The organism is Paenibacillus tuaregi (assembly GCF_900086655.1).
GTDB classification, from domain to species: Bacteria; Bacillota; Bacilli; order Paenibacillales; family Paenibacillaceae; genus Fontibacillus; species Fontibacillus tuaregi.
Window position 1 is genome coordinate 3,548,483 of record NZ_LT575476.1, and the last position, 21,968, is coordinate 3,570,450.

The window sequence follows — 21,968 nt, forward strand, 5'->3', positions numbered from 1 at the left end:
TCCTCACAAATTACAGATTATAATAACAGCTACTTCTGACCGTAATAAGCGTTCACCCCGTGCTTACGCAGAAAGTGACGGTCCAGCAAGGCTTGATCCATAGGCGCTGAATCCGGATTCAACGCAAGCATACGTCCGGCAATCTTGGCTACTTCCTCCAGCACTACTGCATTGTGTACAGCATTATGGGCATCCTTCCCCCATACGAACGGGGCATGGGCATGAACAAGCACCCCAGGTACCTGGTTCGGGTCAAGATCCTTAAATCTTTCCACAATGACATTTCCGGTCTCCCGCTCATATTCCCCTTCGATTTCCGCTTTGGTCATCGGACGTGTTACCGGAATTTCCCCATAGAAATAATCCGAATGCGTAGTCCCATAGGCTGGCAGCGCTCTTCCTGCCTGTGCCCAGCTTGTTCCCCAAGGAGAATGGGTATGCACAATACCGCCGATATCCGCAAAAGAGCGATACAGCACGACATGAGTAGGTGTATCAGAGGAAGGGCGCAGGCTCCCTTCTACCACACGACCTTCCAAATCCACAACAACCATATGTTCTGGCCGGAGCTCCTCATAAGGCACTCCACTCGGTTTAATAACCAAGAGTCCCTTGTCCCGGTCGATCCCGCTTACATTTCCCCAGGTAAAAGTCACCAGACCGTGTTTCGGTAATTCCAGGTTGGCTTCCCAGACCTGTTGTTTCAGTGATTCAAGCATGTACAGACACTTCCTTTATCTTAAAATGTTGTACGTACAAGTTGGTGTAAAAGTCCGCATCGGGACTTCTTCGTTAACCATTTAGTTCCTTTTATATACCGACTGCCGTATAACCAGCTCCGGGTCAAATACGGTATCCTCAAATGAGCTTCCATGCTCAATCATAGCAATCAACTGTCTTGCGGCCAGTTCCCCCATCGCTGTTTTGGGATGAGTTAAAGTTGTAAGCCTTGTACCCGAAGACAGACTGGAATCATCGAAGCCAATGAAAGAAACATCTTCCGGAATGCGCAACCCACACGAGACTGCCGCCTCCATTAAACTCACAGCCAGCTCATCGTTATAACACACCATAGCTGTGGGCCGGTCCTGTTCCCCGCTCTGCAGCAGCTCCACTGCTTTTTGAAAAGGAAAATCCTGCTTCTGCTCTGTCGTGTATGTCACTACCCACTGCGGAGAAACGGTGATTCCATATTCGCGGTGAGCGGACAGGAAGCCTTTTAACCGGTTGACACCCTGCAGGTCGTCTCTCTTAAAGAAACCCGCAATCCGGGTATGCCCGTTCTCCAGCAAGTGAAGTGCGGCCTTATGTCCTCCGGCCTCATCGTTCACTCTCAGACTGGGGCACTCCAGTTCCCTATACTTCTCATTGATCATGAGATACGGAATGTTCTTCTGCTGCAGATCCAGAAAGTAACTTAGATTTGGATTGCCTTCCGCGCTCTTCGTCGGTTCGATAATCAGCCCGCTTAAGGGCTGGCTTGTCATAAGCTGAAGGCTCTCCATTTCCTTCTCCTTCTTATTGTCTGTGCTCGACAGTAAAAGACGGTATCCATGATTACGAAGCTCTGCCTCAGCTCCACGGACAATGTGCGGAAAAATATAGTCTGATATATACGTTGTAATAATCCCAATCGTCTTGACTTGTTCCCCTTCACGCCTGCCGGGATTTCTTGCAAAGGTCCCTTTGCCTTGAATCCGCTCAAGCCAGCCTTCTTTCTCAAGCTCCCCGAACGTCTGACGGACAGTCTGACGGCTAAGATTGAATTGTTCGGAGATCTCGTTCTCCGAAGGGAACTGTTTGCCTGGCTCCAGCTTTCCGGACTCCAGCCAGGACAGGAGTTCATCTTTCAACTGCAAATACTTAGGAATTCGTCTATTACTCATTACGTCACCTCAGCCACCGCTCTAGTTATCTACCGGTTATTGTAACACAGACTGGGTGAACGAAGCAGATTTCATCGCTGCAGACGGTAGGCTGCGTCACTCCATAACAGTTCTTTTTTAAATTGCTGAACCGTTGTGTTCTTATCAATAATGACCGCTTCGATTCCTGCCATATCTGCCAAATCGCTTAGATTCTCCGCACTAATCGCGTACGAGAGAACGGTATGGTGAGCACCGCCGGCCAGAATCCAGGCTTCCGCCGATTCACGAAGGGACGGCTGCGGCTTCCACAGCACCCGTGCAACCGGAAGCTTTGGCATCGGCTGCTGTACTTTGACACCATCCACAACATTGACGAGCAGACGGAACCGATGTCCCAGATCCACCAGGGAAGCATTGACCGCCGGCCCATCCTGTCCGTCAAAGACGATGCGCGCAGGATCTTCCTTGCCGCCAATTCCAAGTGGATGAACCTCGATAGAAGGCTTGGTCGCTGCAATGGTAGGACATACCTCAAGCATATGAGAACCAAGGATCATATGATTGCCGGGCTCGAAATGGTACGTGTAATCCTCCATGAAGGATGTACTCTTGTTGCCTGACAGCACTTTGAGTACTCGTGTCAGAGCGGCTGTCTTCCAATCCCCTTCTCCGCCAAATCCGTAACCCGCTTCCATCAGCCTTTGCACAGCAAGACCAGGAAGCTGCTTGAGTCCGTGCAGATCTTCAAACGTCGTGGTAAAAGCTCCGAATCCACCTTCTGTCAAAAACCGCTTCAGCGCAATTTCAAGTTTGGCCTGATAAGCAATTGAATCCCTTACGGGTCCCGCAGTTAAGCCCGCCTGGGTAATCGAGTATTGGTCCGCATATTCGCCAAGGAGGGAATTGATCTCTGCATCACTAACGTCATTCAGCACCTGCACCAGATCTCCAACACCGTATCCGTTTACAGACCATCCGAGCTTAATCTGAGCCTCTACCTTATCGCCATCTGTAACCGCCACTTCACGCATGTTGTCTCCGAACCGGGCGACTTTGAGCTTGCGGCTCTCCGCAAAGGCGGCCGCTGTTCGCATCCAACCCGCGATTCCATCACGGACCTCATCGTCCTCCCAGTGTCCAACTATGATTTTGCGGGTAATTCCCAGCCTTGCCCCAATGTGGCCATACTCCCGGTCCCCATGGGCTGATTGATTCAGATTCATGAAGTCCATATCCATCGTCTCCCAAGGAATATCCCGGTTGAACTGGGTATGGAAGTGCAGCAGCGGTTTCTGCAGCTGGGATAGTCCGGCAATCCACATCTTCGCCGGGGAGAAGGTGTGCATCCAGGTCACAATTCCGGCACAAGACTCGTCGCTGTTCGCTTCAAGAATCAGCTTATATATTTCGTCCGGTGTAGTTACAATTGGTTTAAACACGATGGGAAAGGTGAACCTTGGATCCTGGTCGAGCTGCTCCGCAATGATTCGGGAATGTTCGGCGACCTCCTTTAAGGTCTCGGGCCCATATAAATGCTGACTACCTGTAACCAACCAAAATGAGTGCGGTTTCAAAGCCATTCACTAACGCCTCCTACTAGTCATTTAAATAGCTAAAGTCATTCCCTGAAAGTACGTACAAGTAATTTTATTATGTATTAAATAACCTATTTGTACGTACAAGTTAATGATGAGCTAATTGTATCTCCTTAATCCAGAAAACACAACCCTCAATTTTCTAAAATTGAACAATGGGAACAATAAAAAAAGCACCGTTCGGTGCTTGTGTGCTTGCCGAGGGTTATCCCTCTTCTTTTGCCTTGTTACTTGTATAACGTTACTGTAAATTGAGTCCCTTCCCCCAGGACGCTTGCTGCTGACACCTCTCCCTCGTGAATCTCCACAATTTTCTTCACCAGGGAAAGTCCCAGCCCGCTCCCCCCCGCTTCACGGTTTCTGGATTTGTCCGCTTTATAGAAACGTTCAAAGATATGAGGCATATTCTCAGGCGAAATGCCTACCCCGTTATCAGATATCTTCACTTTGATCGAACCGGTTGTTTTCTTCAGTTCAATTCTGATCCATCCGCCTGGCTTCGTAAACTTGATGCTGTTGTGCAGAAGATTAATCCAGACCTGGCTCATCAGGTCCTCCTCGGCCTTGATGGTAGCTTCCTCCAGATCAAGCTCCACATTCAGCTCTTTAGCGCTCCACTGCGTCTCTGATGCAAGCACTACCCGCTGGATCTGCTTATCCAGGCGATAGGGGATCTTCTCAAAAATAGGCTCTGCCGATTCCAGAGCAGTCAGCTTAAGCAGATTATCACTAAGCTTGGATAGTCTTTGACTCTCCGACTCTATAATGTCCAGATAATGCCGTTTCGTATCGCTGCTAATCTTATCCTGTTCCAGAAGGACCCTTGCAAACCCTCCGATAGAAGTCAGCGGGGATTGAATCTCATGAGAGACATTTGAAATGAAGTCCTGCCGCATAGTCTCCATATTTCCCAGCTCGCTGGCCATCTCATTGATCATCTCAACCACTTTTTCGAATCCTTCATCATGATATTCCTTGCTGTCCAGCCGGACAGAGAAGTCCCCCTTGGATAAACGCTTCATTGCTTCAATAATTTTATTCAACTTGCGAATCTCCCGCCTCCGGAAGAAGAGGCTGATGATAACAATCGTGATAATAAATAAGAATAAACCCGAGCCAAAAAAGATTAAATCAAGCACATATCCCTCAATAAAGGGCCGGCCTTCGTACTTTGCAATAATATAATGAGCGACCGTCGCTGAGCAGGCGGCCAATATTGCTAATAAAATTAACCCGAGAACGTCCTTCATAACTTGTTTGAACTTTTTCAATCTATAACCTCCAGGCGGTAGCCAAGCCCGCGAATCGTGCGTATTTTGAAACCGCACTTCTCTTCGTCGAACCTCTCCCGCAGCCGGTTGATATGCACGTCCAGCGTCCGCTCATTCCCTTCGAAATCGTACCCCCAGATTTCCTCAATCAGCTGATCCCGGGTCAGTGTGACTCCCGGGTAGCTTGCAAGCTTGAACAGCAGTTCGAATTCTTTGAGCGGCAGCGTCAACAGCTCATTCCCCAAAGTAACCTCATAGGTTCTCCGGTTCATCTGAACCCGGCCGGCGGCAACCACCTGGGAGGTTGAAATTTGATACCGCTTCAGCAGCGCCTTCACTCTGGCTACCAGTACAGGAGGCTCAAAAGGCTTGACCAGGTAGTCATCTGTCCCCAGATCAAAGCCTCGCACAACCTGAGAGGTTTCTCCTTTGGCTGTGAGCATAAGCAGCGGAAAATCATAGTGAGCCCGAAGCTCCCTGCACAGCTGCCAGCCATCCATATTCGGCATCATGATGTCCAAAATGACCATATCAATCCTTTCCTTCTCCAGGAGAGCCAATGCTTCAAGCCCGTCCGAGGCCTCCACAATTTCCATGCCTCCTGCTTCAAGAAAGACCTTGACCAGCTCCCTGATATGAGGGTCATCATCAACGACCATAATCCGTGCCATCATTACTCACCTGTCTTCCCGGTAATTGGTTCCTCATCCAGACGGGAGTTCTGGAACTGCTGGGCAGCAAACTCTCTATACTTGCTGTGTGTCTCGAGCAATTCATTGTGCGTGCCTCTCCCTGTCAGCTTGCCCTTATCGATGAACAGAATTTGGTCCGCTCTGACCACAGTGGACAAACGATGGGCAATTACTACGGTTGTTCTCCCCTGCATGAGATTTAAGAGAGCTTTCTGAACGACAACCTCAGATTGGCTGTCCAAGCTTGAGGTGGCTTCATCCAGCATCAGAAGCTTGGGATCTCTCAGCAAAGCTCTGGCGATAGCCAGGCGCTGCCGCTGGCCGCCTGACAGCTTAACCCCGCGTTCCCCCACATCGGTATTCAGCTTGTCGGGAAGCTCCCGGATAAACTGATCTGCATAAGCCATCTCAGCGGCATGCCATATTTCCTGCTCGCTTACCTCGCGTTCAATGCCGTAACACAGATTTTCCCGAATGGTACCGGCAATCATCGGACTATCTTGTGACACATATCCAATTTGTCTGCGCCAAGCGCTTAACGAGAATTCATCAATATTCTGCTCTCCAAGCCGAATTCTTCCCCCACTCGGAATATAGAACCTCTCCAGAAGGGAGAACATGGTCGTCTTGCCGCTTCCGCTTGGCCCAACAATGGCCGTCACTTTCCCAGGCTCCATTTCAAAAGAAACATTCGACAGAATGGTCTCTTCGGCATTATAGCCAAAAGACACATTCTCCACCCGGATCGGCTGGTTAGCATCGAGAATCTCCTTGCCCTGGGTGTAATCTTCTTCTTCAGCATTTAAAGTCTCAATGATCCGTTCTGTTGCCCCTTTGGCTTTCTGAAACTGGGTGAAAAATGTGGTGAGCTGCGTCATCGGCATCACAATCTGAATCAGGTAAAGAATGAAAGCTACCAGATCCCCTGCGGTAAATGCGCCGCTGGATACCTGCATGCCCCCATATCCAATAATGACCACAAGCAGCATCATCAGGACAAGGGAAATAACAGGGCCAATCCAGGCACTGACCTTGCCTTCACGCACCCCGAACCGGAACAGGTTATTAATGCCTTCCTTCCCGTTGGCATACTCACGCCCTTCGGCGTTGGATGCCTTTACCAGTCTGACCTCGGACAGCACCTGGTTAATCGTTGATGTAAAATCAGCCGTTTCATCCTGCATCCCCTTGGAGATTTTGTACATTTGTCGTCCCAAAGGCACCAAAATCAAAGCAGCAATAGGAATCACTGTGAACATAATAAGCGTCATCCGCCAGTTCAGGTATAATAGTACGCCTATCGATCCCACAATCGAAATGACTCCGCTAAAAAACGATGTGGCATGCTCGGAAATCAACGTTTTGAGGATCAGGGTGTCATTCGTCATCCGGCTGCTTGTCTCGCCAGTCCGGTTATTGTCATAATAAGAAACCGGGAGGACAAGCAGTTTCTTCCACAGCCTGTCCCGAAGTGTGGCAACCACTTTCTGGCCGGCATAATTCAGCAAGAAGATGGAGACGCCTCCCGCAATCGTCTGGGCGATAAAAGCGGCGGCAATCAGCACAATCTGAACAGGACTGATGGTAGATAGCGAGAAGCCGTCAACCAGATTTTTGGTGAACATTGGGATAACAAGCCCTACCAAGGTAGAAATAACACTGAGCATAATCGCAAAAGTCAGTGCGGGGATGGAAGGTTTGGTCTCCCGGATTAATCCCATCAATGAATTTTTTTTCTTAAGAACTGTAGTTGTATCGTTCATAACTCTCTTCCTTTCCTACACATAACAGGAGGCACCTGGTCCCCCACAGGAAAAGAATAACCGATCAATATTAACTGAACTTAAACCTTGGCTTTCCCCAAGCTTACAACTGCTCAATCTCCACACTAACCACATGATCTATCTTCTTAATAAAATAGTAGATCTCCGTTGTGTACTCCTTCTCGGGTGCGGCAATCACCATATCAATCCGCTGTCTGCCGTCCTCAAGGTCCTTAATCCGCAGACGTCTAATCTTGTGCATGGGGCCTTCGGAGGGCTTGCCCCGTTCCCGCTTGCGCTCAATGCAGCGGATCAGGTCGGTCATATAGTCGTTGGTTTCCATCACAATTTTGACAGAGACATCGCGCTTGTTCAGCTTCTCGGGTCCAATTGATTTGATAAGATAGGGCACAAAGTTCACCGCAATGATGAGTAGAATCACGGCAACTATCGCTTCAACATAGAATCCGGCCCCGACAGAAATTCCAAGCCCTGAGGCGGCCCAGATCATCGCTGCCGAGGTAAGGCCTGAAATCGCATCATTGCTTCTTCTTAAGATTACACCGGCACCCAGAAAACCGATTCCGCTGACAATCTGCGCGGCCAGCCGCATCGGGTCCATATTCGGATGTTTGGGACCGGCAAAACGTTCAAAGGACTCTATGGATACAATCGTCACCAGGCAGCTCGCCACGCAGATAACCATACTCGTTTTGATCCCCAGCGGCTTCTGTTTAAGTTGGCGGTCGATCCCGATAAACAGACCGAACAACAGCGCAAGACACAGTTTAATTATCATTTCACTTTCAGTCATATGTGTGCATTCCCTTCGTTGGTATAGTGAGAGTATACGGTCATTAAGTCACTTTGGCAACTGAAATTAATACGCTTTCACTTCTTGCTCATTAGCATGTTATGCTTCCTTGAATTCAAACCTCCCAACGTCATTTGAAACACAAAAAAGAGCCATAGCGGCTCTTTTTCATGATCAATCTATTCAGCTAGGGATTAGAAAATGATTAGAATTGCGCAGCAAGCTCAGCGGCTCTTTTTACCCCATCCTGGATAATGGATTCCGCACGGTCAGGGAATTGGTTATGCCCTTCCACGATAACCGACTCAGGGTTTTTCACTCCCCAGAACGCCAGCGTATTCTTCACCAGGTTCATAGACATTTCTACAGCGTTCATTGGAGCTTCGGAATACACGCCTCCACGTGCTTGAAGCAGCGCAACCTTCTTCTCGCCAACAAGTCCGACTGGACCTTCTGCTGTGTATTTAAACGTCTTGCCAGCTTGGTTCAGGTAGAACATGTAAGTAAGCAGCTGGGCTGGGATTGTGAAGTTCCAAAGCGGGAAGGCGATCATCACCTTGTCGGCACCCAGGAATTGGTCCAGGTAAGTATTTGCCAGATCAGCCAGACGCTGCTCTTCAGCTGTCAGTTCAAAGCCGTTAGCGAGCTTGTATAGACCTGTCATCATATCGTTGTCGTAGTAAGGAAGATTTGCCTCAAACAGGTTAAGCTCAGTAACCAGATCGTCAGGATGGTTTTCCTTATAAGATTTCACGAAGCTCTCATAGAGCTTTACAGTTACAGCCTGTTCGGCAGGTCTGTTGTTTGCTTTGATAAATAATACATGTGCCATTTACGAATAACCTCCTAAATGTATGTGTTCAACAACTTGAACTTTATAATGTAACTTTCATAAATAAAGTATCTGTTATTTTTACTATTTTGTCAACAAAAGAATTTGCCCTCATTAGCATCTTTAGTAATTTGCCCTTAACCTGCCCGGATATTCGGGTGTAGTAGGCTTGGTTAATGTAAAAAAGCATGGCTCTTGAGTGAGCCATGCTTCGCTGCCGGTAATACTGGACGATCACATCTGCGGTTCTATAATTGAACCTTCGCATAAGATTCGCGGAACTTCTCGGCAGCGGCTACCATATTCCGCAGGGAGGCGACGGTCTCTTCCGCCCCCCGTGTCTTGAGTCCGCAGTCCGGATTGATCCAGAACAGCATCGGATCAAGCACTTGAAGCGCCCGGTCGATCATGGAAACCATCTCATCCACGGAAGGAACACGCGGGCTGTGAATATCGTATACCCCGAGGCCAATTCCCAGTGGGTAGGTGTGTTCCTCGAAGCTATGAACCAGCTCCCCGTGACTGCGTGAAGTCTCAATCGAGATAACGTCCGCATCCAGAGCCCGAATGGAATCAATAATATCGTGGAACTCGCAGTAGCACATATGGGTATGGATTTGAGTTGTATCTTTGACCGTGGATGTGCTTAGACGGAATGCGAGTACTGCCCACTCCAGGTAGCTGTCCCAGTCAGATCTTTTCAGCGGCAGACCCTCACGAAGAGCCGGCTCGTCCACCTGAATCATCTCAATGCCAGCTTGCTCCAATGCCTCTACTTCCTGACGTAGGGCAAAAGCGATCTGATATGCGACGTTTTGGCGGCTGATATCACTTCTTACGAAGGACCAGTTCAGGATCGTAATCGGACCGGTGAGCATTCCTTTGACCGGCTTCTTGGTCAAGGATTGGGCATACACGGTTTCTTCCAGCGTCATCGGCTCCAGGAAGTCGACATCCCCATAAATGATTGGCGGCTTAACACAGCGGGAGCCGTAAGATTGAACCCATCCCCCACTTGTAAATGCGAACCCGGCCAGCTTCTCTCCGAAGAATTCAACCATATCCGTCCGCTCAAATTCCCCGTGCACCAATACATCGATTCCGATCTCTTCCTGTTTCTCTATCCAGTCGCGGATCTGCTCTTTCACGAAATCGCTGTACTTCTCTTGAGACCACTCCCCCTTGCGCCATTTCTGACGGGCAGCGCGAACCTCCGAGGTCTGTGGGAAGCTTCCGATCGTTGTGGTCGGAAGAAACGGCAGCTGCCATCTTTTCTCCTGAGCCACTCTCCGTACGGAGAACTCATGCTCTCTCTTCGAAGGCTGTTCAGAGATGTGCTCCAGCAGCTGTCTTACATTTGGCTTATTACGTGCTGGGGAGGATGCCAGGGCGGATAATGCGTTACGGCTTTCCTGGAACGCTTCCTCAACCTTCTCCCCATTCGCCTCGCGGGTCAGCAGGACAAGCTCGGTTAGCTTCTCTTCAGCAAAGGCCAGTGCCCCCTGCAGAACTGAATCCAGCTTGTTCTCTGTGCGCAGGGTTACCGGCACATGCAGAAGGCTGCTTGAAGGCTGTACGATAATGTCGGCATCCTTGGCCAAAGTCTTAATTTCCGCCAGAAGATCGGCCTGTTGATCCAGGTCCGCACGCCAAATATTCCGTCCATCAATAATCCCGGCACCCAGCGTCTTGTCCTGCGGGAAGCCAACCTGACGGAGTGAATCAAGGTTATGGCCGTTATCATGAACGAAATCGAGGCCAATCCCTTGAACGGGGAGTTCCGTAATTTGGGCATAATGTTCGAGGGCTCCAAAGTAAGTTTGAAGCAGCACGGACAACCCGGTTACCTGCTGATTTATTGCAGTATAAATATATTTTATATAGGCAAGGTCCTGATCATCGACACTGGTAACCAGAATCGGCTCGTCAATCTGAACCCACTGTACGCCTTCCTGCTTGAGCTCTGTAAGCACCTGAATGTAGAGAGGAAGATATAAATCAATGACTTCCTGAAGTTTGGACGTATCATAACCCTTGGACAGCTTGAGGAAAGTATACAGACCTACCAGCACCGGACGACCTTCAATCCCCAGCTTCTCCTTGGCTTCCTTGTACGCTTGAAGAGGACGGTTCACAGTCAGCTCAGGTTTAATGCCTGATAATTCCGGAACGATATAATGATAGTTAGTATTGAACCACTTGGTCATCTCGCTAGCTGCTGCTTCTTTGTTCCCGCGGGCAACCGCATAATAAGTCGACAATGGAACTTCTCCACCTTGATAACCAAAGCGCTCCGGAATAACCCCAAACATCGAAGCGGTGTCCAAGATATGATCGTAATAAGTAAAATCATTCACAGGAATGATGTTCAAGCCCTTGTCCTGCTGAAGCTTTAAATTGCCAAGACGGATTGCTTCAAGCTGCTGATGAAGTTCCTGTTCATCTGTCTTGCCTGCCCAAAAAGCCTCAATGGCCTTCTTCCATTCCCGGTTCTCTCCGATACGCGGAAAACCGAGATTACCGCTGCGTAAGTTACCCATGTCCTACCCCCATCATGTAATATTTGTAGTTAAACATAATCAAAAAAGGGCTCTCTCTAACCAAGGGTAGGTTAAAGAAAGCCCCATAAGTGCACGAAAGGGTGGCTGAACTTTAACACCTCCCTATCTCCCGTAGGTACATCAGTGCTGTTAGAATAGGCAGGTCTCCTGGCTCTCAGGATCAGCATCAAATACAAACCTTCCCAGCTTCATGGTATAAGCCAGTGGCAACAATTGTATTTGACTCCCCTGTTACAGTGGCGGGACCGCGCCGGGTTTACACCGGACTTCCCTATTAAGTCTTAAACCGTCTGGCTTAAGACACCTATTCCCTTTTATCCAATTATGTTTACTTGGATTAACTATACATCAACCTTTTGCACAATACAATTGATTTTTACTCATTCTTTCCTATTTAAATCAGACAGCGTCTCCCCGCCCTTCAAGATGAACAGCTTAGACTTGGACGCACCCACCTGCTGGGAGGTATAGATTCCCGTGTGCCCGGAGAACAAGTAAGCGACGATACAGGCAAGCAGCATGTAGACCGAAGCCCCAGAACCAAACAATTCGATTCCCATGACAAAACAAGCCAGCGGCGTATTGGCCGCCCCGCTGAATACGGCAATAAACCCGAGTGCGGCAAAGAATCCGAACGGTTCATGAAACACTGCGCCTAGTGTACTGCCCAGCGTTGCCCCGATTACGAATAACGGGGTGACCTCCCCGCCGAGAAAGCCGGCCCCGAGCGTTAGAGCGGTGAACAATAGCTTGGCCAGAAACGCAAAATCCGGCACTTGTCCACCAAAAGCCTGCTCAATCAAAGGGATGCCGAGCCCCAAATAATCCCGGCTTCCGAAAATAAAGACCAGCAGGATGATAACAATCCCCCCTACAAAGCTACGCAGGGCAGGATGTTTAATCCAGTGGGCATAGACTTTTTTGACCCGATGAGTTAGTGTGCTGAACAGAAGGGCGGTCAGCCCGAATGCAACCGATGCGATAAGCACCTTAAGCAGTACAAGCCATGACAGCGCCGGTACACTTCCTATGTTGAAATGCACATGGTGAATCCCCCAGGCATCAGTCACCACGCTGCCAACGAATCCGGCAATAAAACAAGGCAACAGTGCTTCATAGCGCATTATTCCGATAGCGAGCACTTCCAGGGCAAACACGGTTCCCGCCAGGGGCGTGCCAAAGACGGAGCCGAATCCGCCGCTGATTCCGCACATCAGAATGATGCGGGTATCTACGGCATCCAGACGAAGAAGGCGTCCAAGCCGGGCTGCCAAGCTGCCGCCCATTTGAATCGCAGTTCCCTCCCTCCCCGCTGAACCGCCGAACAGATGGGTCAGGATCGTTCCGCCAAGCACCAGAGGCGCCATGCGAAGAGGAATAGTTTCTTTGCCGTGGTGAATGGTCTCCAGAATGAGGTTATTTCCTTTCCCGGCATTTTTTCCATATTTATAGTACAAATAACTCATGAAGGCTCCTCCGACTGGAAGCAGGTACAGAAGCCATGGATGACTCATCCGGCTGTCCGTAGCCAGCTCCAAGCCTGCCAGGAATAGGGCTGAGGCGCTTCCTGCTAAAATTCCTACCATGCCCGCAATCAGAATCCATTTCATAAGAAAAACTACCAAGGCAGCTTGGATATAGCGGCTCGAAAATCCGTGAATCCGGTCACGGAGCAGTATAAATTTGTTGTTCACGTTTATATCTCCTTAAATGTACCGCTGCGGCAAAATCAAACAAACCAAATAGCTCAAATCTCTCACTCACCGCTATTGCCCGTTAACTGAAATTATCTTGCTCCGCTTTATGGAGTATCCCCAGGCACCGGTCGAGATCCGTCTTGACCTGTTTGCGGTAGAGATCCGCCTTGTCTTTTCCATCCGTTGTGAAATGATACAGAACGATCTCCTGAAAATCTACACTGGGATCGTTACCTTTAAGCTTCTTGGTCCGGTACAGCACGCCCTCCTGAACAAGCTCATGAAGCGCCCGGTAAATCTCGCTTTGGGGCGGTACATAACCGTAAGGCTTAAACTCCAGCTTAAGATCCTCTAACATTTGATATCCATATCCACGGCGCTCTTCCACCATTTTGATTAAGTATAGTTTCAAAAAAGCTCTTTGAGCAATCATAAATGCCATATTTGTCCCCTCCTTATCTAAGTGTTGAGACTCTATAGAGTTATTATATGAAATTTTCATAATAGTGGTCAATTCACTGTTTTTCTTTATTGAAAATGATTGAGGAGGTGGATTGGTTGGGTTAGGAGTGATAGTAAGTAGGGAGGGAATTAAAATTGTTTTTCCATTGTGAATTTTTCACATGTTGTAATTTTCATTTTGTGGTTATTTGTTTGTTTGAGTATTGGTTGGTTGGTTGGTTGGTTGGTTGGTTGGTTGGTTGGTTTTATCGGTTCGTCGTTCGTGGTTCTTTGGTTCTTTGGTACATCACTAAAGACACCCCTCTCCCGTAAGGAAAGGGGTGTGTAGTTCAAGCTCTGCAGGCATATTCGCAGCAGGATGACCACAACTAATGGGTAACATTTGACCAGAAATCATCCCGGCTTGACTTGTCCACATGGTAGAACAGGGCATCTCCATCAAGCAGCGAATACCGTTGTCCATACGGATTAACAATATTTCGCGAATATCCCTCCAGCTGCCACTGATTCATAAGAGGAGCGTGAATATACTGTAAACGTGGTTCCTTAATATTTCCCTGGTCAATGGTTTCAATATCAAAGTTGACGATCAAATAACCATGCTTTAAGAATATCGGACTTCTGTTCGTCAACCCGCCGTGAGTCCGCCCATACTCAGCCAGATTCGTACCGGCTGGTACCGCGTAGATATCAGCAGGAAGACTATATTCCCCATACCATTTCTGTACTGAGGCATTTGCTCTATCCGGGTCAACTCTGGTAGGGATGCCCTCCTTAGGACCAATAAATGTACGGACTCCATCTGGAAGGATCAAGGCTCCATACCCTCCAATCGGTGTTTTTTTCATGGACACCTTAGTCCTGTACTCTTGAATGAATAGCTCTCTGCCAATATCGGCAACCTGTCCAAAATTGTAATAATGATCAAATTTATACCTTGCCGTATCATTTAACTCTTCCACCGGAACGTTTCGCAGGCGTTCGTTCAGAATAACGTACCGTTCAACCTTATCATCCGGCGAGCCTATTTTTACAAAATTCTGGGTATCACTCTGATAATATACATCTACCGGGAACCTTGTCTCCCCATTCTCGCTCGTATAGTAAAAGGTTGGTTTTATACGAACCGAGTCACTTACGTCAAACATATTTCCCTTACTCTTCAAATCAAATTTGAAATGATAGCCTGTCTTGACGGCTGCATTCTTATATCCCCAATCGGGGTGGCTACCAGGACGGATAGGAAGTGTGAACGGAGGACTGTTCCCTCTACGCTCCCCATCAATTCCATTTAGACCAACCCAATAGGAATTCCCCGTAGGCACAGTGCTTCCTTTCTGCAGTCGAAATACTTGTTCCCATAAATAGTCGGCAATATCAGTGACATGGAAATCATACACCCTCCCGATTACCTCGACTGGAATAAGTTCGGAAGCCGTATGATGGGCCAGATCAAGGTTTGCATTTTTCTGTTCCGTAAAAGAAGCAGGGGCATTCTCGGCAATACTCCGTAATTCCACATTATAGCTTCCCTCATCCACCCATACGGGCATTTGGAATGTCGTATATTCTTGGGTTATCGGGATGTCTATCCATGTGCCTTTGTAAATATAGCTCATCTTGTTTGCATCGTAGACATCAAACGGGAATCTCGCCTGCTTGGCTTTGAAATATTTAGCGAAATCACGATTCCCATAGCCAGGCTCATTAATGTGCTGACCCGATGTGGGCATATGTATGACAAAAGGCCGATCCAGAATTATAGCTGCTTTATCTTTGCTCGGCACGGTCTTCTGATTATGTGCCTGGTCATCCGATACAGAAGAATAGTTAACGACAGGTGTATGTACGGTTACATTGTTAATACGCTCTATCGAAAATCCCCTATCTTCTCCACCGTCTACGTTTTCGGGAAGCAGCTCGTAAAATATAGTTCCGCTGCTCTCAGTATTAGCTCTATTCTGCAAGCTGCTGCTGATTAACAGCCGATCCTGGTAAAGTACTTTATCCGGAATTCTTGTTGGGGCAGGAATAGTTCCAGGGGCCGGTCCTGAACCGCTCACGGTAGTATCGTTCATGATGGTCTGTCCGTTAAAAATCAACTTGTCGTTCTTAACATCAGGCTCACTGGTCTGGGCTTCGGCTATTCCTTTTAATGTACCTTCGTCATTAGGAACATCTGGTGGGTCATAACCCGTCGTCTCTAGCACCGGAGGGGTATAGCTAATTGCTCCCGTTTCCTTAGGAAATACATGATCGTTCACGTCACTGTGATTCTCAACTTCTACGCTTGGAGGTGTGTATCCAGAAGGTGTTAAAGTCACTTCATCCCCAGGCAGAGCATAGTTCTTGAGCTTCGCTCGATTGATCCCTAGGACCTCCAGCTTTTTGATCTCCCAGTAGGCGTAGTTTCGGGGAGTCAATTCAAAGGTATAGGGCTTGTTGACTTCGTCATTCCTGTCTTTATCATCATGCTTGACCGGTTTCCCGTCAGGGCCTTTGGTGTCTGGAACCTTCTCTTTCCACTTGCGAATATACTTCACATCTACCTTGCAGCGGTAATCCACAGTTCCCTTCATGTTTGCGAAGGAGTTTTGGAATAAATAATTCAGGCCCCAGGCCTGTGCATATAGATGCTCACTGGTCGGGATAGCCTTAACAGCGTCAAAATGCCGTCCGTTCGCGGCATCATCGCTCAAAATCTCGCCGGTAGAGTTAGGATTCATGAACGAGGCTGTTGGGTTCGCTCCCATAGAGGGCGGATTGATAACTGGTGTGCAGGAGCCGCTGCCAGATGGCTGCCCAGGGTGTGTGTTATCATCTACATCCACAGCTATAACTTTCTCGGTATGAAGCCAGTATTTCCCGCTTCTCCAGTCCACACTGATCGTAGATGTCCCCTTAGCTATCCCCCTCACTTCTCCCAAAGGACTTACTGTAGCCACACTTGTGTCACTGGATTTCCAATCCACATCACTTCTCGATGACACATCTGCAGGAGTACCATATGGTTTTTTGGCTTCCGATGTGGCTACTCCTGCTCTATATTTTGTTGATTTATTTACGGCAATTCTATCTGCACCGGTGAGAGTAATTTTCTTTTTCTCAACATAGCTAGCTCGCCAAGTGACGTGGACTCTAGTAGTGTATCCTACACTCCATTTGCTACCTGAAAACTTCTCGTGTTTATTCCAGATATAGGCATCAGGTGGAGAGTACCTGTCTGCATCCCCTCCTATAGACGAAGTAATAATTAAGTTAGCACCATCGGGAATTATTAATGAACGCGTTGTACTTGTCTGGTCCTCTAAGGAAGTGATGTTATTTGCACCAACTATTTTTGGATCGGTCATTTTAGTTGCATTCTTATACTCTTTATCGAGTAGTCTATAATCACTTTTGGGAAGATACTCTGGTTTTGTCATATTGATTTTATTTTCAAAGTACGGGCCTTTTTCTGGATATGGTGAACTGGGGGAGCCTACTGATTTATAAATGACTGTTCCTCTATAAGTCTCTGCAATCCAATCCTTATCATCATTCTGATAAAGGTAGACCCCTGGGTTTGCGTCCGCATCAACTTCTCCATCCCTAACCCAAGTTTGTTCTGCTTTTCTCGGTTCACTAATTTCTTCTTTAAGATCACCTGCATCTTTTAATTCTGCTTTTATTATCCCCCCTGCATTTGCAATTTGTGTAATTAAAAATAAGGATGGGATATGAAAAGAAGAGGCTAACATTAAAAAAACTACATATACTAATATGCTCCGTTTAAAATATTTCACTTTTAGTCCCCTCAACTTTGGAAATACTTCATTCCATGTAGATACCGAAGTTTTTATTATTTATCGTTATAGTTGCCCCGTTCATTCCACCATTTTTAAGAACCTTACTATTAACAAAACCTGCTCCCCAATATCTAGTCTCAACTCCTTTTTTGAAGAATTTATTTTTCGAGATAAGACCTAGTATTGGCAATGATGTGATCCCGTACTTTTCAACTGTTCCACTTTTAAACCCAGGAAGACATAGGAACGGAGAAGTCGTCGAACTTAAATAAGTTTCAGCATCCATATTATTCAAATTAGAAGTTAAGGAGTATTCTAGAAAAACCTCATAATGATCGGTATTCATTCTAAAAGCAGTACCATAACTCTTATCAATAAACATCTTTCCATACAAGTTTTTAACATCTATAGCTTTGAAAGCATTTGCAATAATAAATCTATTCACCTTAATTGTCCCGATGTTGTTTCGTAAAGAATATGGAACATTCCTTATTCTATTCAAATTAGCCTCTCTACCATCTTGATCTTTCGCATATTTAAACCCCAAACTTATCGCATTCGTGCCCGTCAGCCCAACCTCCCGCATCTCTTTCAAATCTTGAAATGCCTCCGGCTTCTTATCCTGAATCGCTTCAAACCTCCGCAGGATCACCGCTGCCTCTGCCCGGGTCGTCGTCTGACCAGGACCAAACCGGCCGTCCGGATAGCCTGCCATCAGGCCTGTTCCTAAAGCAACAGAAACATACGGATTGTCGGCCTTATTCAGCCCACCCTTGTAATACTCCGCCACCGGAACAAGGGTATCCGCTGTATCGGCCAAGGCTTTTTTGAAGTCTTCGTCCTTCGCCGCAAGGCCGGAAGCAACCCATTTCGCCAGCTCCCTGCGAGTCAGCGGTGTGTCCGGGTTGAAGCCATTAGGATAATCGCCAGGAGAGATAAATCCCTTGCTTACCGCCACATTGACCTCATTCTGACTCCATCCGGGAATACTGCTGAAGCCTGTCTTCCCCTCATCTGGCATATTATTAGAGACACGTGCGAGAATCGCCGCGAACTCAGCCCGGCTTATCGTAGCTTCCGGACGAAAATTTCCTTTCTCATTCCCCTTCATATACCCCTTTCCCGCAGCATATTCGATATCGGCTTTGGCCCATCCTGGAAGCTTGTCCTTGAAGCCGCTAGAGCCCTCAGCTGCTGCAATCCAAGGGCTAGCCGTGAGCCCTGATGTAAGAAACCCTACCGCCAACAGAGATAATGCCAACCTTTTTTTCATACCTGCACACTCCTCAAATATGTATTCACATCTCAAATAATCAGCCAAATGGGTTACAAAATGGAAAATTATAGGATAGTACTTTATTACTTCTATGGCTTAGGCATACAGTCCTTCTTATATCTGTAAAAACAAAAAAAGCCGCCACCTTGTACCCAAGGAAGCGACTTGATGCTTTCAAGTCCTGCAACTGTGATTCAGTTAGTCGTACGTTTAGTAACCCAGCCCTGCTCCAGAGCATACCGGGTTAATTGAACCCTATTCTCCAATTGTAACTTATGTAAAATATTTTTCAAGTGGTTTTTTACAGTTTGATCAGATATTTGTAATTCTCCTGCAATTTCCCTATTGGTTAATCCCCTGGCTACCCAGTCTAAAATCTCCCTCTCCCGGCTGGTCAGTGGATGATCTCCTACCTCCTGCCTAGGGGCTGCCGGAAACTCTTGAAGAATTTGATGTGCCAAATCCCTGGACATCGGTGCTTCATCCGTCATAATGGCTCTTAAATATTCAACCCAGGTGGACGGAGACAAGTTCTTCAGCAGAAAGCCCTGAGCCCCTTGCTTTAAAGCTTCAAACAAATGGGCGGCATCATCCGATACGGTGATCAGAACAATTTTGACATAGGGGAACCTGAGCTTGATCGTCCGGGTTGCCTCCAGCCCATCCATACCAGGCATATGAATATCCATCAGGATAAGATCAGGCATGTATTTCTCCGTAAGCTCCACGGCCTCTTTCCCGCTAGATGCCATTCCAATAACCTCAAATGAAGAGTCCTCCGCCAAAATATCACAGATTCCTTCCCTCGCATGGGCATGATCATCGACCACCAGTACACGTGCTTTCATCATCATTCCCCCTTTCTGCTCTCAATTCGAACCAGCGTGCTTCCCTCTTCCGAGCTTATGGACAGATTCCATCCCATCTCCTCTGTTCGTTCGCGCATAATCTTGATCCCATACTTGTCGCGGTCCTCCAGATAGGATTTATTTCTGAATCCTGTCCCATTATCCCTGATGTCCACATGCCACGCCTGCCTGTTCCCTTCCCCATTCACAATGACCTTGCTAGCCGAAGCATGTTTTCTTACATTAAACAAAGCTTCCCGGATACACGCCAGTAGCTCCACTTGTTCTCTCGCTGTGAATCCAGCCTCATCAAGGTTCCAGCTTACCTGTGCTTGGACCTGGGCCTCTTCAGCTAAATGGCCAACCCGGTGTCCCATCGTTACTTGACCGTCTTCGCTGCGGTCTCCAGGATATTTCAGATTGGAGATCGACTGACGCACGTACCTGTTCACCTCATGTACGGTTTTGCGCAGTTCATCCAGACCTCCTGCGGCTCCTGCCTGGGTCATCTGGCGTTCAGCCTTGTCGATCTTGACCGACAGCAGGAACAAGGACTGGGCGATCCCATCGTGCAGTTCTCTTGCAAGCTGCTCTCTGGCTTCCAGTTCGGCCTTCTGGGCCCGCTCCACGTTCAATTCCTCCTGTACCCGCTCCAGCAGTGCAAACAGACGGTACAGAAGCGTAATACTGACTACAAATAAAATAACCGGGGTAATAAAGTTACCCAGTCCCATTGAGATATATGGTATTAAAAATTGGTGTCTAACAAACTCCCACAACCCTACAATAATGGAAGGCACAATCAATATAATCCATTTAATCTGCCTGTATGACACATAAATCCCCTGCCTAACCGTGTATAAATAACCTTCTCGTCCGAATATACGATATGGCCTGGGGTGAAGCAAGATAAATAAATGAAACTTATTTGTCGTTCACACGTTTTAGCTATTAAGCGAAAAAAACAGGGCGGAGCTGATCCGCCCTGTTTCTCGAGTACCCTGCTATATCAACTTACATCAGTTTCTTAATATCGTCTTTGATCGCCTCGGATTGAGGTCCGAATACAACCTGTACCGCGCCTTTACCCAGGCGCATAACTCCGGAAGCACCCAGTGCTTTCAGATTTGCATCGTTTACGGCTTTTTCGTCTTTTACAACCAGACGCAGACGGGTAATACATGCATCTATGGATTGGATGTTGTCCGCACCGCCAATGTTAGCCAAGATTTTGGCCGCTTTGCTGTCACCCTGACTAACAACTGCAGCATTGTTGTCTACAGAAGCATCAGCGATTACATCGTCGGCATCATCTTCACGACCCGGAGTTTTGAGCTTAAACGCCTTGATCAGGAAGCGGAACAACAGATAATACACGACTGCAAATACGAGACCGACTGGAATCAGCAGGAGTGGATTCGTTTCATTCTTCCAGTTAACCAGGTAGTCAATCAGGCCCGCTGAGAAACTGAATCCAAGCTTCACATTCAGAGCATACATAACCCAGCCAGCCACACCTGTAAGGATGGCATGAACACCGTACAGAAGTGGAGCTACGAACATAAATGAGAATTCAAGAGGTTCTGTGATACCTGTCAGGATCGAAGCGATAGCAGAACCGATGAAGATAGAACTTACAATTTTACGTTTTGAAGGTTTTGAAGAGTGAATGATAGCAAGCGCCGCACCCGGAAGCGCAAACATCATAATCGGGAAGAATCCAGCCATGAACATACCTGCTGTCTTATCCCCTGCCAGGAAACGGGCTACGTCACCATGTACAACCTCACCTGCCGCATTCGTGAAGCTTCCGATTTGGAACCAAGGGAAGTTATTCAATACGTGGTGCAGACCAAACGGTACGAGCAAGCGATTAGCCACACCAAATAGGAAGCTTCCTAGGCCGCCAAGATCAACCAGCCATTGGCCGAAAGTATCCAGAGCATGCTGGATAGGTCCCCAGATCAGACCAAAAATAATACCAAGGATGAGCATGGCAAACGCCGTAACCATCGGCACAAAACGTTTACCCGCAAAGAATCCAAGCCAATCCGGCATTTTGATATTATGATATTTCTTATACATCGCAGCGGCAACCATACCGCAAATAATACCACCGATAACCCCCATATCAAGCTTGGTGTCTTTACCCAGGAATTCAAACGATTGTGGTACTTGAGCGAGCACTTTACCCAGAACCAGATAAGCGATTACTGCGGAGAGAGCCGCTACGGCGTCTCCTGCCAAACCAATCGCGACCCCGACGGCGAACAGGATACCCAAGTTGCCAAGGATCGCACCCGCCCCTGCATTCAGGAACGGTGCAAAGTACTGGTTCAGGAACTCACCGAATGAACCAAACGGCAAATCTTTAACATAGTTAATGTTTGCAAATCCCTGTAAGATACCTGCGGCAGGGAGCGTTGCAACCGGGAGCATCAAGGACTTCCCGATTTTCTGAAGAAATGCCAACATCTTACTTCACCCTTTCAAATATATTG

16 protein-coding genes and 1 riboswitch are annotated in these 21,968 nt (G+C 47.6%); all 16 genes read right to left on the reverse strand.

Features of this window, described 5'->3' with window-relative positions:
* Nucleotides 1–29: 29 nt before the first annotated feature.
* The 16 genes from araD to BN6628_RS15910 all read right to left on the reverse strand — a co-directional run bounded on the left by araD (nt 30) and on the right by BN6628_RS15910 (nt 21,942).
* Nucleotides 30–719: an L-ribulose-5-phosphate 4-epimerase gene (gene araD / locus BN6628_RS15830; protein ID WP_068619058.1), complete on the reverse strand. Its 690-nt coding sequence runs from the start codon at nt 717–719 to the stop codon at nt 30–32.
* 81 nt (nt 720–800) lie between these two features.
* Nucleotides 801–1,886 carry a GntR family transcriptional regulator gene (locus BN6628_RS15835; protein WP_068619060.1) on the reverse strand — a complete coding sequence of 362 codons (1,086 nt, stop codon included), beginning with the start codon at nt 1,884–1,886 and terminating at the stop codon, nt 801–803.
* Nucleotides 1,887–1,957: 71 nt separating this feature from the next.
* Nucleotides 1,958–3,448, reverse strand: a complete 1,491-nt coding sequence (araA, locus tag BN6628_RS15840) for an L-arabinose isomerase (protein ID WP_068619061.1) — start codon at nt 3,446–3,448, stop codon at nt 1,958–1,960.
* A gap of 242 nt (nt 3,449–3,690) precedes the next feature.
* Nucleotides 3,691–4,734 (reverse strand): sensor histidine kinase, encoded by a 1,044-nt coding sequence (locus BN6628_RS15845; protein ID WP_068619063.1) that lies wholly within the window; start codon nt 4,732–4,734, stop codon nt 3,691–3,693.
* Nucleotides 4,731–5,405, reverse strand: a complete 675-nt coding sequence (locus BN6628_RS15850; protein WP_082926937.1) for a response regulator transcription factor — start codon at nt 5,403–5,405, stop codon at nt 4,731–4,733. Before BN6628_RS15850 ends, BN6628_RS15845 begins: the two co-directional genes overlap by 4 nt.
* A gap of 2 nt (nt 5,406–5,407) precedes the next feature.
* Complete coding sequence (locus tag BN6628_RS15855) at nt 5,408–7,189, reverse strand: ABC transporter ATP-binding protein (RefSeq protein WP_068619067.1); 1,782 nt, start codon at nt 7,187–7,189, stop codon at nt 5,408–5,410.
* A gap of 103 nt (nt 7,190–7,292) precedes the next feature.
* Nucleotides 7,293–8,003, reverse strand: a complete 711-nt coding sequence (locus BN6628_RS15860; RefSeq protein ID WP_068619068.1) for an MgtC/SapB family protein — start codon at nt 8,001–8,003, stop codon at nt 7,293–7,295.
* 205 nt (nt 8,004–8,208) lie between these two features.
* A complete protein-coding gene (locus BN6628_RS15865) occupies nt 8,209–8,835 on the reverse strand; it encodes an FMN-dependent NADH-azoreductase (RefSeq protein ID WP_068619071.1) in 627 nt (208 codons plus the stop codon).
* A 248-nt stretch (nt 8,836–9,083) separates the two neighbouring features.
* The gene (gene metE / locus BN6628_RS15875) at nt 9,084–11,375 is read right to left on the reverse strand and encodes a 5-methyltetrahydropteroyltriglutamate--homocysteine S-methyltransferase (RefSeq protein WP_068619075.1); all 2,292 of its coding nucleotides are present in this window, start codon (nt 11,373–11,375) and stop codon (nt 9,084–9,086) included.
* A gap of 141 nt (nt 11,376–11,516) precedes the next feature.
* Nucleotides 11,517–11,719, reverse strand: a riboswitch (cobalamin riboswitch).
* 57 nt (nt 11,720–11,776) lie between these two features.
* Nucleotides 11,777–13,006, reverse strand: coding sequence for a voltage-gated chloride channel family protein (locus BN6628_RS15880; protein WP_082927120.1), 1,230 nt, complete (start codon nt 13,004–13,006; stop codon nt 11,777–11,779).
* Nucleotides 13,007–13,172: 166 nt separating this feature from the next.
* Nucleotides 13,173–13,535 carry a replication termination protein gene (locus BN6628_RS15885; protein ID WP_068619078.1) on the reverse strand — a complete coding sequence of 121 codons (363 nt, stop codon included), beginning with the start codon at nt 13,533–13,535 and terminating at the stop codon, nt 13,173–13,175.
* Nucleotides 13,536–13,923: 388 nt separating this feature from the next.
* Nucleotides 13,924–17,340 (reverse strand): DUF5704 domain-containing protein, encoded by a 3,417-nt coding sequence (locus tag BN6628_RS15890; protein ID WP_235847656.1) that lies wholly within the window; start codon nt 17,338–17,340, stop codon nt 13,924–13,926.
* A 28-nt stretch (nt 17,341–17,368) separates the two neighbouring features.
* The gene (locus BN6628_RS15895) at nt 17,369–18,664 is read right to left on the reverse strand and encodes an S-layer homology domain-containing protein (protein ID WP_148449287.1); all 1,296 of its coding nucleotides are present in this window, start codon (nt 18,662–18,664) and stop codon (nt 17,369–17,371) included.
* 149 nt (nt 18,665–18,813) lie between these two features.
* Nucleotides 18,814–19,467 carry a response regulator gene (locus BN6628_RS15900; RefSeq protein ID WP_082926938.1) on the reverse strand — a complete coding sequence of 218 codons (654 nt, stop codon included), beginning with the start codon at nt 19,465–19,467 and terminating at the stop codon, nt 18,814–18,816.
* A gap of 2 nt (nt 19,468–19,469) precedes the next feature.
* Nucleotides 19,470–20,303 carry a sensor histidine kinase gene (locus BN6628_RS15905; RefSeq protein WP_068619086.1) on the reverse strand — a complete coding sequence of 278 codons (834 nt, stop codon included), beginning with the start codon at nt 20,301–20,303 and terminating at the stop codon, nt 19,470–19,472.
* Between the two features lie 178 nt (nt 20,304–20,481).
* Nucleotides 20,482–21,942 (reverse strand): PTS transporter subunit EIIC, encoded by a 1,461-nt coding sequence (locus BN6628_RS15910; protein ID WP_068619087.1) that lies wholly within the window; start codon nt 21,940–21,942, stop codon nt 20,482–20,484.
* Nucleotides 21,943–21,968 lie beyond the last annotated feature (26 nt).

Excerpts from the sequence above, each read along its gene's own strand:
- araD (WP_068619058.1), bottom strand. The coding sequence starts at position 719 with ATGCTTGAATCACTGAAACAACAGGTCTGGGAAGCCAACCTGGAATTA.
- BN6628_RS15835 (WP_068619060.1), bottom strand. The coding sequence starts at position 1,886 with ATGAGTAATAGACGAATTCCTAAGTATTTGCAGTTGAAAGATGAACTC.
- araA (WP_068619061.1), bottom strand. The coding sequence starts at position 3,448 with ATGGCTTTGAAACCGCACTCATTTTGGTTGGTTACAGGTAGTCAGCAT.
- BN6628_RS15850 (WP_082926937.1), bottom strand. The coding sequence starts at position 5,405 with ATGGCACGGATTATGGTCGTTGATGATGACCCTCATATCAGGGAGCTG.
- BN6628_RS15855 (WP_068619067.1), bottom strand. The coding sequence starts at position 7,189 with ATGAACGATACAACTACAGTTCTTAAGAAAAAAAATTCATTGATGGGA.
- BN6628_RS15860 (WP_068619068.1), bottom strand. The coding sequence starts at position 8,003 with ATGACTGAAAGTGAAATGATAATTAAACTGTGTCTTGCGCTGTTGTTC.
- BN6628_RS15865 (WP_068619071.1), bottom strand. The coding sequence starts at position 8,835 with ATGGCACATGTATTATTTATCAAAGCAAACAACAGACCTGCCGAACAG.
- metE (WP_068619075.1), bottom strand. The coding sequence starts at position 11,375 with ATGGGTAACTTACGCAGCGGTAATCTCGGTTTTCCGCGTATCGGAGAG.
- BN6628_RS15880 (WP_082927120.1), bottom strand. The coding sequence starts at position 13,006 with ATGAAATGGATTCTGATTGCGGGCATGGTAGGAATTTTAGCAGGAAGC.
- BN6628_RS15885 (WP_068619078.1), bottom strand. The coding sequence starts at position 13,535 with ATGGCATTTATGATTGCTCAAAGAGCTTTTTTGAAACTATACTTAATC.
- BN6628_RS15900 (WP_082926938.1), bottom strand. The coding sequence starts at position 19,467 with ATGAAAGCACGTGTACTGGTGGTCGATGATCATGCCCATGCGAGGGAA.
- BN6628_RS15910 (WP_068619087.1), bottom strand. The coding sequence starts at position 21,942 with ATGTTGGCATTTCTTCAGAAAATCGGGAAGTCCTTGATGCTCCCGGTT.